The organism is Streptomyces genisteinicus, from assembly GCF_014489615.1.
GTDB lineage: Bacteria > Actinomycetota > Actinomycetes > Streptomycetales > Streptomycetaceae > Streptomyces > Streptomyces genisteinicus.
In genome coordinates this window covers 3,308,325-3,321,278 of sequence record NZ_CP060825.1, presented here as the reverse complement: position 1 = coordinate 3,321,278, position 12,954 = coordinate 3,308,325, and the positions used below count along the sequence as shown (strand labels likewise).

Here is a 12,954-nt window from a genome sequence, read left to right as displayed (position 1 = left end):
TCACTTCTCCGCCCGCGCGGCGCAGAGGTGCGGCTTTCGTGATCGTCTGCGGCCCGGCGGCCGCGCGTGCGTCGTTCACGCGTTGGCCCCCGAGTACTCCTTGCGGCGCGCGATGATCAGGCGGGCCGCGCCGTTGACCAGCAAAGTGAGGACGAAGAGGACCAGGCCGGAGGCGATCAGGGCGTCCCGCCCGAACTCGTTGGCCTCGTCGAACTTCGCGGCGATGTTCTGGGCGAAGGTGCCGCCGCCCGGGTTCAGCAGGTGCAGCGAGATGAGGAAGCTCGGGGAGAGCACGGTGGCGACCGCCATCGTCTCGCCCAGCGCGCGTCCCAGTCCGAGCATCGACGCGGAGATCACGCCGGAGCGGCCGAAGGGCAGCACCGACATGCGGATGACCTCCCAGCGGGTCGCGCCGAGGGCCAGGGCGGCCTCCTCGTTCATGCGCGGGACCTGGAGGAAGACCTCGCGGCTGACGCTCGTCACGATCGGCAGGATCATGATGGCCAGCAGCACGCCCACGGTGAACAGCGAACGCGCGACGCCGACCTCGGTCTTCTCGAAGACGTACGTCCAGCCGAAGAAGTCGTCGAGCCAGAGGTTCAGGCCCTCGAGGTACGGGACGAGGAAGAGCGCGCCCCAGATGCCGTAGATGATCGACGGCACGGCGGCCAGCAGGTCGACGACGTACGCGATCGGGGTGGCCAGCCTGCGCGGCGCGTAGTGCGAGATGAACAGCGCGATGCCGACGGCGACCGGAACGGCGATCACCATCGCGATGATCGAGCTGACGACGGTGCCGAAGAGCAGGACCGCGATGCCGAAGACCGGCGGGTCACCGGCCGGGTTCCAGTCGAAGGTGGTGAGGAAGTTGCCCTCGTTCTCCGAGATGGCCAGCGTGGCGCGGTAGGTGAGGAACGCGGCGATCGACGCCATGATCACCAGCAGCAGGATGCCCGAGCCGCGGGACAGGGCGAGGAAGACCTTGTCGCCTGCGCGGCCCGTGGACTTGCTGTTCAGCCCGGTGACCGGCGGAGCCGGCGTGGGTGGAAGTGAATCGGTGGGTGTGGTGGAAGCCATGGTCTTTCCGGTCTGTGTGGGGGAGCGCTCGGCCCCCCTGGCGGCGGTGCACCGGATGGCCGGCCGGCGGGGACGCTCCGTCCCCGCCGGCCCGCGGTCTTACTTCAGGCCCGCGACGGTCTCGCGGACCTTGGCGTTGATCTCGGCCGGGATCGGGGCGTAGCCGTGGTCGGAGAGGACCTTCTGGCCCTCGTCGCCGGCGGCGTAGGTCAGGAAGGACTTGACGGTGTCGAGGGTCTCGGGCTTGTTGCCGGTGTCGCAGACGACCTCGTAGGTGACGAGGACCATCGGGTAGGCGCCCTCGGCCTTGGTGGCGTAGTCGAGCTCCAGCGCCAGGTCCTTGCCGGTGCCCTTGACCTTGGCGGCGGCGATGGCCTTGGAGGCGTTCTCCGAGGTGGCGTCCACCGGGGCGGCGGCGCCCGTCGCGATGCTCACGGTCGGGATGGACTGCGAGGTGGCGTAGGAGAGCTCGAAGTAGCCGATGGCGCCCTCGTTCTGCTTCACCTGGGCGGCGACGCCGGAGGAGCCGGAGGCGGCCTGGCCACCGGGGGCGGGCCACTTCTTCTCGGCCTCGTAGGGCCAGTCGGCCTTGGCGGTGGCGCCCAGGTACTTGCCGAGGTTCTGGGTGGTGCCGGAGTCCTCGGAGCGGTGGAAGGCCTGGATCGCCTTGTCCGGGAGCTCGGCGTCCTTGTTGAGCTCGGCGATGGCCGGGTCGTTCCAGTTCTTGATCTTGCCGTTGAAGATCTTGGCGATGGTGGCCGCGTCCAGGTTCAGCTTGTCGACGCCGGGGACGTTGTAGCCGATCGCGATCGGGCCGCCGACCATCGGCAGGTTGATGCCCTGGCCGCCCTTGCAGATCTTCTTCGACTCCTCGACCTCGTCGGGCTTGAGCGCCGAGTCGGAGCCGGCGAAGCCGACGGTGCCCTGGTTGAAGGCCACGATGCCCTCACCGGAGGACGAGGACTTGTAGTTGACCTCGACGCCCGTGCAGGCGGCCATGTAGTTCTTGACCCAGAGGTCCATCGCGTTCTTCTGGGCGCTGGAGCCGGAGGCCAGGAGCTTGCCGGTGGCGCCGTCGCACTTGATGTCGGAGGCAGCGCTGGTCGTTTCCCCGCTGCCGCTCGTGCCACCCGAGTTGTCGTCCGAACCGCACGCCGAGAGGACCAGGGTGCCGGAGACGACGAGGGCACCGAGCGCGGCGGCGCGAAGCCCGTTCTTGCGCTGAAGCTTCACTTTCGGGGTTTCCTTCCAGTTGCCGCTGCGGCGCGGCGTGCGTCGGGGTGGGGGGACCGGCACCGTGCCGGTCACCGCGTAAGGCCGAAATTAGGCAGATCAGGTGAAGTGGCCGACGGGGGAGAGTGAACGCGAGGTGAACCGTGGCGGGCGGCCTGGTGCTCCTCCCCAGGATTGCGCCGTACGGGCGGGTCGGCTCGTCGGCGGGCCGTCGTCACCCGAACGCGTGGCAGGTACGGGCGGCGGGCGGCGGAGGACGCGACCGCAGGCCGGGCAGGGTGCGCGGACGGGCCGGCGGGGGTACGGGCCGCGCGGCGCGCCCGCGTGGCGAGGGCGCGCGGGGACACAGGGCGGGGAACCAGCGCGGGGAACCAGGCGGGACGGTGCGAGGGCGCGGCGGGCCGGGGCCTCGACGGGGCCGCGCGTCGGGCCCTCGGGGCGGCCCCCAGGCTGCCGCTGCGCCGAAGGCGCGCCCGGGCAGGGGCCCAGGGGTCAGGCGGTGCTCAGGGAGTCCAGCATCGCGTCGAGCAGGACGCGGTCCCGGGGCTGGGTGAGCCGGGCGCGGGCCGCCGCCGGCGAGAGCCAGGCGATGGCGTCCACCTCGGCGCTGGCGGCGAAGGACCCGGACCGGGTCTCCGCGGCCCAGTAGCTGACGTGCTTGGGCCGGCCGTTCGCGACGTAGCGGACCGAGGGCAGCCGGGAACCCGGCACACAGCGGTGGCCGGTCTCCTCCAGGACCTCGCGCAGGGCGGCGGCGAGGGCGTCCTCGCCCCGCTTGAGCTTGCCCTTGGGGTGCGACCAGTCGTCGTACTTGGGCCGGTGGACCAGGCAGATCTCCACCCGGTCGTGCCCGTACGGGGCGCGGCGCCAGAGCACGCATCCGGCGGCCAGGACGGTGTCGGGCCCCACCGGGCCGTACCCGGAGTCGTCGTGACCTGGCTCGTTCGTGTGGCTGTGGCTGTGGCTGTGGCTGTGGCTGTGGCCGGGACCGGGGCCGTGGACCGGGCCCTGCGCCGGGCCGGAGGGCTGCCGGCGCCGGTCGTCGTGGGGGAGTCCGTCGCCGGTCACGGCGCGGGCACCGCCGCCGTGGCGTGCCGCCACTCCTGCTGGAAGGCGAACCTGGCCGCTTCCACCTCGTGCCGCTGGTCCGCGTGGAGCACTCCGAGGGCGTACGCGGTGGCCGGCGCGATCCGCGGGGTGCGCGCGGCGTCCGCGGCGGCCTCGGAGGCGTCGGCGGCCTCCCGGTGGTGGTCGAGCACCAGCCCCGCGTGGCACAGCACCGGGTCGTCTCCGGGCCGCAGCACCTCCCGCGCGTAGCGGTGCAGCCGCAGCAGGCGCCTGACCTCGTGCCAGGGGGCGTCCTGCTGCTCGGCGGCCGGGTCGGAGGCGAGGCCGTTGACCAGGGCCTCGGCGTTGTACGGATGGGCGGCCCGGCCCAGCGGCAGCTCGGCGACGGCGTCCAGCAGCCGGCGTTCGCCGGCCTCCGCGAGCAGGCCCAGCACCTCGTCGGCGGGGCCCGCCGCGGCGGGGGCGAGCGGGAGGTCCGAGGCCAGTAAGGCGACCGAGTCCGCGACCGCGTGGAAGCGGGCGGAGCCGAGTGCGCCGAGCGCGGCCGAGTGCGCCCGGGTCCGGGCGAGGGTCAGCCGGCGCTCCAGCAGCGCCCCGGCGCGCGCCGCCCCCACGGTGAGCGCCCCGCCGCGCCGGGGCGTGGGGCCGCCCTCCGCCGGCCCGTGCGCCCCGGGTCCGTGCGCCGAGGTTCCGTGCGCCGAGAGCGGGACCGGCTCGGTACGGGCCCGCGGCACCGGCGAGGTGCCCGAGAGGCGGGACAGGGCGTCCAGCAGCCGGACCATCCGGGAGGTGCAGGCGTGTTCCAGGGCGAGGGTCGCCGACAGCCAGCCCAGTTCCGCGCGCAGCGCGTCCGCCCAGTCCGGGTCGAGCAGCGGGCGGAACGTGGACAGGCTGCCGCTGATCCGCCGTGCCGACGACCGCAGCGAACGGGCGGCTTCCGCCGCGCCCGCCGTGTCCGCGCCGCTCTCGCCGTGCAGGCGCAGGCTGCGCAGGAAGCCGCCCGCCTGCGTGTGCAGGTAGCGGGCGAGGGCCTCGCCCGCCGTGGCGGTGTCGGTGCGGGACATCTCAGGGCTGTGCACGCCTGCGCCTCCGGGCGTCAATGAGCATCTCCTGTACGTGCCGCAGCGGCTGGCCGTCGGCATCCGTGGCGTGCCGGGTCCAGGAGCCGTCGGGGCCGAGGTGCCAGGACGACGTCGTGTCGGACATGCCGGCTTCCAGGAACCGGGTCAGGGTCGCGCGGTGGGCCGGGTCGGTGACCCGGACCAGGGCCTCGATGCGGCGATCGAGGTTGCGGTGCATCATGTCGGCGCTGCCGAACCACACCTCCGGTTCGCCGCCGTTGCCGAAGGCGAAGACGCGGGAGTGCTCCAGGAAGCGCCCGAGCACCGAGCGGACGCGGATGTTCTCCGAGAGGCCCGCCACACCGGGGCGGATCGCGCAGATGCCGCGTACCCAGATGTCCACCGGGACACCGGCCATCGCCGCCCGGTAGCAGGCGTCGATGACGGCCTCGTCGACCATCGAGTTGACCTTGATGCGGACGTACGCGAGGCGGCCGGCCCGGTGGTGGGTGATCTCCTTGTCTATTCGGGAGACGAGTCCGTCGCGCAGCGACTTCGGGGCGACCAGCAGCCGCCGGTACGTCTCGCGCCGCGAGTACCCGGAGAGCCGGTTGAACAGGTCGGAGAGGTCGGCACCGACCTGCGGGTCCGCGGTGAGCAGGCCCAGGTCCTCGTAGAGCCGCGCGGTCTTGGGGTGGTAGTTGCCGGTGCCGACGTGGGAGTAGCGGCGCAGCGTGTCGCCCTCCTGGCGGACCACCAGCGACAGCTTGCAGTGCGTCTTCAGCCCGACCAGGCCGTAGACGACGTGGCAGCCGGCCTCCTCCAGCTTCCGCGCCCACTTGATGTTCGCCTGCTCGTCGAAGCGCGCCTTGATCTCGACCAGCACCAGCACCTGCTTGCCGGACTCGGCGGCGTCGATCAGGGCGTCGACGATGGGCGAGTCGCCGGAGGTGCGGTACAGCGTCTGCTTGATCGCGAGGACGTCCGGGTCGGCCGCGGCCTGTTCCAGGAAGGCCTGGACGGAGGTGGAGAACGAGTCGTACGGGTGGTGCAGCAGCACGTCCCGCTCGCGCAGGGCCATGAAGACGTCGGGCGCGGACGCGGACTCCACCTCGGCCAGGTCGCGGTGGGTGCCGGCGACGAACTTCGGGAACTTCAGCTCCGGCCGGTCGAGCGCCGAGATGCCGAAGAGGCCGGTGAGGTCGAGCGGGCCCGGCAGCGGGTAGACCTCGGCGTCGGAGATCTTCAGCTCGCGGACCAGCAGGTCGAGCACGTACGGGTCGATGGACTCCTCGACCTCCAGGCGCACCGGCGGGCCGAAGCGGCGCCGCATGAGCTCCTTCTCCAGGGCCTGGAGGAGGTTCTCGGTGTCGTCCTCCTCCACCTCCAGGTCCTCGTTGCGGGTCACCCGGAAGGCGTGGTGGGCGAGGACCTCCATGCCGGGGAAGAGTTCTTCGAGGTGGGCCGCTATGACGTCCTCCAGCGGCACGTACCGCTGCGGGCTGGCCTCCAGGAAGCGGGAGAGCAGCGGGGGCACCTTGACCCGGGCGAAGTGGCGGTGGCCGCTCACCGGGTTGCGCACGACCACGGCCAGGTTCAGGGAGAGCCCGGAGATGTAGGGGAACGGGTGCGCGGGGTCGACGGCCAGCGGAGTGAGGACGGGGAAGATCTGCTGCCGGAACAGGGTGAAGAGGCGGGCCTGCTCCTTCTCGGTGAGCTCCGGCCAGCGGATCAGGTGGATGCCCTCGTCCGCGAGGGCCGGGGCCACGTCCTGCTGGTAGCAGGCGGCGTGCCGGGCCATGAGTTCACGCGAACGGGTCCAGATCAGGTCGAGCACCTCGCGCGGCTGGAGCCCGGAGGCCGAGCGGGTGGCGACGCCGGTCGCGATGCGGCGCTTGAGTCCGGCCACCCGCACCATGAAGAACTCGTCCAGGTTGGACGCGAAGATCGCGAGGAAGTTCGCACGCTCCAGCAGGGGCGTGGTCGGGTCCTCCGCGAGTTCGAGCACGCGTTCGTTGAAGGCGAGCCAGCTGCGCTCCCGGTCCAGGAAACGGCCCTGCGGGAGCTCGGCGCCGAGGGTGTGGTCGTCCTCGTAGGCGTCGGCGTCGGCGTCGAGATCGGGTTCGAGATCGGAGACGGTGGCGGCGACGGTGTGCGGCCGGTGCGCGGCTATGGACGCGACGGACGGCTGGGGGTGCTGGACCGGGACCTCGGCGGGCTGCTGGCTCATGAACCCATTCTTCCGCGCCGAGAGGGTCACCGGCGCGTCGGAGAGGGCCGGAGTGAGGGCTTTTCTCCCGTTCGGGGAGTCGGGCACGGCGGGCTGCATTGGGAGAGGGTCGCAAGGGTGTCTGAATGCCCGGTAACGACGACATGACGTGCGGGAAAGCGGGGCGCGGCCCCGGGGGGTCCGCGGGCGCCCCGGCACGGGGTCTCCGGGCGGGGTCGCGGGCGGGGCGCGGGGCGACTTCCGGTGGGGGCGGCGGCCCGGTGCGCGTCCGGTCCCGCCCGGCCGGCCGGTCGTACCCGGGCCGGGGAGACCGCCGGGGCCGGGGAGCGTTCCGAACCGTGCCGGGAGGCTCCCGCACCGCCCCGGTGGGCGGGGCGGGCCGCGGCCGGGGCGGCTGCGCCCCGGCCCCGGGGGCCGTCAGGACTCGGTGCGGTACATCAGGTCCACCTCGTGCGTCACGAAGCCGAGTTGTCCGTAGACCCGCAGCGCCGCCGGGTTGTCCGCGTCGACGTAGAGCATGGCCGTCGGCAGGCCCTGGGCGGCCAGGTGGCGCAGGCCCGTGGCGGTCAGGGCCTTGCCGAGTCCGCCGCCCTGGGCGTCCGGGCGGATGCCCACGACGTAGACCTCGCCCAGCTGCTCCTCGGCGTGGACCTTGGTCCAGTGGAAGCCGATGATCTCGCCGTCCCGGACCGCCAGGAAGAAGCCCTGCGGGTCGAACCAGGGTTCGGCCTTGCGGTCGTCCAGGTCGCGCTGGGTCAGCGCACCCTGTTCGGGGTGGTGGGCGAAGGCGGCGGCGTTGACCGCGAGCCATTCGGCGTCGTCCTCGCCGGGCACGAAGGTGCGGACCGTGACCCCGCGCGGGTAGTCCTGCGGGGGAACCGAGTCGGGTCCCAAGGGGCGCCGGAGCTGGCGCAGTTCGCGGAAGAGCGTCAGGCCCAGGACCTGTGCCAGGTGGCGCGCGGCCGGCTTCCCGCCGTGCGCCCACATCCGCAGGCGCTTGCCCGAGGCGTCCAGCAGCGTGGTGCCCAGTGCCCGTCCGTGGCCGCGTCCGCGGTGCGAGGGGTGGACGACGAGCTCGGCCGCGGGGGCCTCGACCGGGTCCGTGTCCTCCAGTTGGGCGTAGCCGACGAGCAGGCCCTCCACGGTGAGCAGGAAGTGCCGCACGCCCTCCCGGGGCCCGCCGCGCAGTTGCAGCCGGCCCTGCTCGGAGACGGCCTGCATCCCGTCCGACCGTGCCGCCTCGGACAGCATGGCGGAGACGGCGTCGGCCTGTTCGGCGCTCAGTTCGTCGAGGGAGTGGATCTGCCGGCCGGGCTCCGGAATCACTGCGTCGATCGTCATGGGTCCACGGTACGGCGGGTGCGGGCCGGGGCGGCACGGCACCGGACCCCGCGTCCCGCACGGTCGTCCTCCGGCCTCCGCGCGGCATCCGTACGGCATCCGTGCGGTACGTCCTTCTTTCGCCCGGTGGCGCACGATCGCGGCCGATGGCAACCAGGTCGTAACCCGCGTCCCCCTGTCGCGCTACGCGCGTTGACCCTAGGCTGCGTGCCTGCGGGCCGTCGCCGAACGGCCCCGCGTCCCACCCCCACGCTGTAACTGACAAGGGGACAGATGTCAGCCAGATCCCAGAACAACCCCGCGACCCGGCGCACCCGGCGTGTGCTCGCCGCCGCCGCGGGCCTCGCCACCGCCGGCGCGCTCGTCGCCGCGATGCCGGCCGGCGCCGCCCACGGCGACCGGCACGGCGGTCACCACAGCAAGCCGCGCACCGTCGACGTGCAGCTGCTCTCCTTCAACGACCTGCACGGCAACCTGGAGCCGCCGGCCGGCTCCGCCGGGACGGTCTCCGAGATCCAGCCGGACGGCACGACGGTGTCGGTCCCGGCCGGCGGCGTCGAGTACCTGGCGACCTCGCTGCGCACCGCGCGCGGCGGCAACCCGTACTCGGTGACGGCCGCGGCCGGTGACCTGGTCGGCGCCAGCCCGCTGCTCTCGGGCCTGTTCCACGACGAGCCGACCATCGAGGCGCTGAACCAGCTGAACCTCGACGTCGCGGGCGTGGGCAACCACGAGTTCGACGAGGGCGCCGTGGAGCTGGCGCGCCTCCAGAACGGCGGCTGCCACCCGGTCGAGGGCTGCTTCGAGGAGGGCGAGGAGTTCGAGGGTGCGGACTTCCCGTACCTGGCGGCCAACGTCACCAAGGAGAAGACCGGCAAGCCGATCCTCGAGCCGTACACGGTCTGGCGGAAGAACGGCGTCAAGATCGGCTTCATCGGCGTCACGCTGGAGGGCACGCCCGACATCGTCAGCGCGAACGGCATCAAGGGCCTGAAGTTCCACGACGAGGTCGACACCATCAACCGGTACGCCCGCGAGCTGGACCGCAAGGGCGTGAAGTCGATCGTGGCGCTGATCCACGAGGGCGGTTCGCCGGCCTCCACGGCGTACAACTACGACTGCGACTCGCCCGGTCCCGGCGACGGCATCTCGGGACCGATCGCGGAGATCGCCAAGGGCATCACGCCCAAGGTCGACGCGCTGGTCACCGGCCACACCCACCAGGCGTACGTGTGCACGATCCCGGACCCGTCGGGCAAGCCCCGCATGGTGACCTCGGCCTCGTCGTTCGGGAAGCTGTACACGGACACCACGCTCACCTACGACAAGCGCACCCACGACATCGTGCGCACGGCGGTGACCTCGGCGAACCACATCGTCCGCCGCGACCAGCCCAAGGCGCAGGACATGACGGACCTGATCGCGCGCTGGAACAAGCTGGCCGCGCCCATCGCGAGCCGCCCGCAGGGCTGGATCTCGGCCGACATCGTGGGCCGCGGCTCCACGGAGCCGGAGAAGCCGCTGGGCAACCTGATCGCGGACGCGCAGCTCGCCGGGCTCGCCCCGGCCGACAAGGGCGGCGCCCAGCTGGCGCTGATGAACCCGGGCGGCATCCGCTCCGACCTCGTCTTCAAGGCCTCGGGCGGCGAGGGCGACGGGGTGGTGACCTACGGGGAGGCGTTCACGGTCCAGCCGTTCACCAACATGATGAACGTGGTGGACCTGACCGGAGCCCAGCTGATCACCGCGCTGCAGCAGCAGGTGAGCGGGGGCAACGAGGCGTCGCCGAAGATCCTCCAGGTGTCGAAGGGCTTCACCTACACCCTGGACCTGACGAAGTCGGGCGCCGCCCGGATCGTCGTGGACTCGGTGAAGCTCGACGGCGCGGCGATCGACCCGGCGAAGACCTACCGGGTCGCGATGAACGAGTTCCTCGCGGGCGGCGGTGACGGTTTCGCGGTGCTGAAGGAGCACACCAACAAGCTGGTGGGCGCCTCCGACCTGGACGTCTTCAACGCCTACCTGGCGGCGAACTCCTCGGCCGCGGTGCCGATCGCGCCGCCGGCCACGGACCGGATCACCGTGGTCCGGTAGTCACGGCACGTGCGGTGAGGGGCGGCGGGCCGGGTGCCCGCCGCCCCTTCCGCGTCCCGGGCGGCCTTTCCGTCCCCGGGCGGCTCCCCGTCTCCGGACGGCTCTCCGGGGTCTGGTGCGTTTGTCGTGAACTCGACATACTCCGCGGATGGACCGACGGAGATTCCTCGCGGGCTTGGCCGCCGTCCCGGCCGCCGCCCTCATCGGCACCCCCCACGCCGCCGCCGCACCCCGCCGCACCCTGTCCACCAGGGACTGGATGGCCGGTGCGGCCGACTCGACACCCCTGCAACGACTGACCATCCCCGGCACCCACGACTCCGGCGCCCGCTTCGGCGGGCCGTGGTCGGAGTGCCAGAACACCACCATCGCCCAGCAGTTGGCGAGCGGAATCCGCTTCCTCGACGTCCGCTGCCGGGTCACCGGCGGCTCGTTCGCCATCCACCACGGGCCGTCCTACCAGAACATGATGTTCGGCGACGTGCTCATCGCCTGCCGGGACTTCCTCGCCGCGCAGCCCTCCGAGACGGTGCTGATGCGGGTCAAGCAGGAGTACTCGGGCGAGAGCGACGCCACCTTCCGGGCCGTCTTCGACGACTACCTGGACAACCGCGGCTGGCGCCCGCTGTTCCGCATCGGCGACGGCATCCCGGCGCTCGGCGAGGCCCGCGGCCGGGTGGTGCTCCTCGGGGACAACGGCGGGCTGCCCGGCGTCCGGTACGCCGACGGGGCCCACTTCGACGTGCAGGACGACTGGAACGCCCTGCCCGACCCGAAGTTCTCCAAGATCCAGGCGCACTTCCGCAAGGCGGCGCAGCAGCCCGGCAAGCTGTACGTCAACTACGTCTCCACCTCCGCCTACCTGCCGCCGCGGTGGAACTCGGACAACCTCAACCCGCGGGTCCACGCCTTCCTCGACGGTGCGGAGGCGAGCGGCTGGCGGGGCCTGGGGATCGTCCCCATGGACTACCCGAACACCCGCGCCGGGCTCGTGGAGTCCCTCATCCGCCACAACGGCTGAACAACCCGGCCCCGAGGTGCCGGCCGGCCGGTCCGGGGTGTTCCCCGGACCGGTCCGGGGGCGGCGCTCCGGCGCCGGGCGGGCCGCCCGGACGCCCGCGGTCGTGCCGGTCAGGCGGCGTCCCGCCCCGGCAGGGCGAGCCGCCGCCCGGGGAAACGGGACCGCAGCAGGCGGTCGTGGGTGACGACGACCAGCGTCCCCGCGTATCCGGCGAGTGCGGCCTCCACCTCCTCCACCAGGCCGGGGGAGAGGTGGTTGGTCGGCTCGTCGAGCAGCAGCAGGTCCACCGGACGGGCCAGCAGCAGCGCGAGCTCCAGCCGGCGCCGCTGACCGGCGGAGAGCGTCCGCACCGGGCGCAGGAGATCCGACTCCCGCAGCAGTCCGGTGCCCGCGATCCGCTCCGCCCGCCCCTCCCCGTACAGCTCGGCGGCCGTGTGCCCGTGGGGCACCGGGTCGGCGCCCTGGCGCAGCAGCCCCACTCGTGCCGGGCGCGTCACCTCGCCCGCGGCGGGGGCGAGTTCACCGGCCAGTACCGAGAGCAGGGTCGACTTGCCGGCGCCGTTGGGCCCGGTGACCAGCAGCCGGCCACCGGCCGGGACCTCCAGCGCGTCCAGCGTCAGCCGGCCGGGCACCCGCACGTCCGACAGGAGCACCGGCCCGTCCGCCGCCCCCTCGACGGGCGCCGTGAAGCGCAGCGGCTCCGCCGGCGGCCGCACCGGGGCGTCGGTGAGACGCTGCAACCGCTCGCGGGCGTTGCGGATGCGGCCCGCCGCGCCGTGCGCCCGCGACCGGGCGCGGAAGGCGCCCGCGCCGCTGAACCCGCGAGGGCCCTTGCGCGGGACGGCGGCCAGCTGTCCGGCGCCTGCCGCGGCGAGCCGCGACTGCCGTTCGACCTCCTCGCGCCACTCCTCGTGCTCCCGCTGCCGGCGTGCCCGGTCGGCCGCCCTGGCGGTGAGGAAGCCCCGGTAGCCGTTGCCGTGGCGGCGCACCGTGCGCGTTTCGGGGTCGACCTCCAGCACGGTGGTGGTCACCCGGTCGAGGAAGGCGCGGTCGTGGGTGACGGCGACGACCGTGCCCGGATGGGCCCGCAGGTGCTCCTCCAGCCAGGCCACCGCCTCGTCGTCGAGGTCGTTGGTCGGCTCGTCGAGCAGCAGCAGCTCGGGGGCGGCCGCGAGGGTCGCGGCGAGCGCGAGCCGGGCCCGGCGGCCGCCGGAGAGGCTGCCGAGCGTCCGCTCGCGGTCGAGCGGTGAACGGTCGCCGAGCCGGTGCAGCGTGCGGGCGACACGGCGGTCCGCGCCGGGTCCGCCGCGTACCTCGAACTCCGTCAGCAGCCGTGCGTACTCCCGCTCCCCCGCCTCACCGGTGCGGTGCAGGGAGGCCTCCGCGGCGCGGATGCGGTGCTCCAGCCGGCGCAGGGGCGCCAGCGCGAGGTCGATCGCGTCGCCGACCCGTGCAGATCCGGGGAGGTCGAGGGTCTGGGGGAGGTGGCCCGTGCCGCCGGGGGCGACGACGGTGACCGTGCCGGCGTCCGGCTGCTCGGCCCCGGCCAGCAGACGCAGCAGGGTCGACTTGCCGGAGCCGTTGTCGCCGATCACCCCGGCCTTCTCGCCGGGGCGCAGGGCGAAGGAGACCCGGTCGAGGACGAGGCGGTCGTCGTAGCGCTTGGTGACGCCGGTGAGGCTCAGCTGGGAGCGGAGGGTGGTGGCGGTGGCGGATGGGAACAAGGGCGGCTTCTTCCGTCGGGGACAGATCAAACAAGACGAGACGTAGCGTCTTGTTGGTTCGTCGTCGACCATAGCGCAGGACTCCGGCCCTCGCAAGACGCTACG

General features: G+C 73.1%; 9 protein-coding genes. 2 read left to right on the top strand and 7 right to left on the bottom strand.

Going from position 1 to position 12,954, the window contains the following annotated elements:
* Nucleotides 1–75 precede the first annotated feature (75 nt).
* The 6 genes from pstC to mshD form a co-directional block, all read right to left on the bottom strand.
* Nucleotides 76–1,077, bottom strand: a complete 1,002-nt coding sequence (gene pstC, locus IAG43_RS14490) for a phosphate ABC transporter permease subunit PstC (protein ID WP_187741164.1) — start codon at nucleotides 1,075–1,077, stop codon at nucleotides 76–78.
* Between the two features lie 99 nt (nucleotides 1,078–1,176).
* On the bottom strand, nucleotides 1,177–2,310 hold the full coding sequence (pstS, locus tag IAG43_RS14485; RefSeq protein WP_187741163.1) for a phosphate ABC transporter substrate-binding protein PstS: 1,134 nt from the start codon (nucleotides 2,308–2,310) through the stop codon (nucleotides 1,177–1,179).
* 492 nt (nucleotides 2,311–2,802) lie between these two features.
* Nucleotides 2,803–3,219 (bottom strand): NUDIX hydrolase, encoded by a 417-nt coding sequence (locus tag IAG43_RS14480; RefSeq protein ID WP_187744462.1) that lies wholly within the window; start codon nucleotides 3,217–3,219, stop codon nucleotides 2,803–2,805.
* A 155-nt stretch (nucleotides 3,220–3,374) separates the two neighbouring features.
* Nucleotides 3,375–4,442 carry a CHAD domain-containing protein gene (locus IAG43_RS14475; RefSeq protein ID WP_187741162.1) on the bottom strand — a complete coding sequence of 356 codons (1,068 nt, stop codon included), beginning with the start codon at nucleotides 4,440–4,442 and terminating at the stop codon, nucleotides 3,375–3,377.
* Between the two features lies 1 nt (nucleotide 4,443).
* Nucleotides 4,444–6,669 carry an RNA degradosome polyphosphate kinase gene (locus tag IAG43_RS14470; protein WP_187741161.1) on the bottom strand — a complete coding sequence of 742 codons (2,226 nt, stop codon included), beginning with the start codon at nucleotides 6,667–6,669 and terminating at the stop codon, nucleotides 4,444–4,446.
* 417 nt (nucleotides 6,670–7,086) lie between these two features.
* A complete protein-coding gene (gene mshD / locus IAG43_RS14465; RefSeq protein WP_187741160.1) occupies nucleotides 7,087–8,010 on the bottom strand; it encodes a mycothiol synthase in 924 nt (307 codons plus the stop codon).
* Between the two features lie 273 nt (nucleotides 8,011–8,283).
* Here mshD and IAG43_RS14460 point away from each other — a divergent pair, with 273 nt between their 5' ends.
* Both IAG43_RS14460 and IAG43_RS14455 read left to right on the top strand, forming a co-directional pair.
* Nucleotides 8,284–10,104 carry a bifunctional metallophosphatase/5'-nucleotidase gene (locus tag IAG43_RS14460; RefSeq protein WP_187741159.1) on the top strand — a complete coding sequence of 607 codons (1,821 nt, stop codon included), beginning with the start codon at nucleotides 8,284–8,286 and terminating at the stop codon, nucleotides 10,102–10,104.
* Nucleotides 10,105–10,252: 148 nt separating this feature from the next.
* Nucleotides 10,253–11,125 (top strand): phosphatidylinositol-specific phospholipase C, encoded by an 873-nt coding sequence (locus IAG43_RS14455; RefSeq protein ID WP_187741158.1) that lies wholly within the window; start codon nucleotides 10,253–10,255, stop codon nucleotides 11,123–11,125.
* 110 nt (nucleotides 11,126–11,235) lie between these two features.
* Here IAG43_RS14455 and IAG43_RS14450 read toward each other — a convergent pair whose 3' ends face one another.
* Nucleotides 11,236–12,849 (bottom strand): ATP-binding cassette domain-containing protein, encoded by a 1,614-nt coding sequence (locus IAG43_RS14450; RefSeq protein ID WP_246574337.1) that lies wholly within the window; start codon nucleotides 12,847–12,849, stop codon nucleotides 11,236–11,238.
* Nucleotides 12,850–12,954: the final 105 nt, after the last annotated feature.

What these genes read in the sequence shown, in the direction of transcription:
- pstC (WP_187741164.1), bottom strand. Translation starts at nt 1,077, where the DNA reads ATGGCTTCCACCACACCCACCGATTCACTTCCACCCACGCCGGCTCCG.
- IAG43_RS14475 (WP_187741162.1), bottom strand. Translation starts at nt 4,442, where the DNA reads ATGTCCCGCACCGACACCGCCACGGCGGGCGAGGCCCTCGCCCGCTAC.
- IAG43_RS14470 (WP_187741161.1), bottom strand. Translation starts at nt 6,669, where the DNA reads ATGAGCCAGCAGCCCGCCGAGGTCCCGGTCCAGCACCCCCAGCCGTCC.
- mshD (WP_187741160.1), bottom strand. Translation starts at nt 8,010, where the DNA reads ATGACGATCGACGCAGTGATTCCGGAGCCCGGCCGGCAGATCCACTCC.
- IAG43_RS14460 (WP_187741159.1), top strand. Translation starts at nt 8,284, where the DNA reads ATGTCAGCCAGATCCCAGAACAACCCCGCGACCCGGCGCACCCGGCGT.
- IAG43_RS14455 (WP_187741158.1), top strand. Translation starts at nt 10,253, where the DNA reads ATGGACCGACGGAGATTCCTCGCGGGCTTGGCCGCCGTCCCGGCCGCC.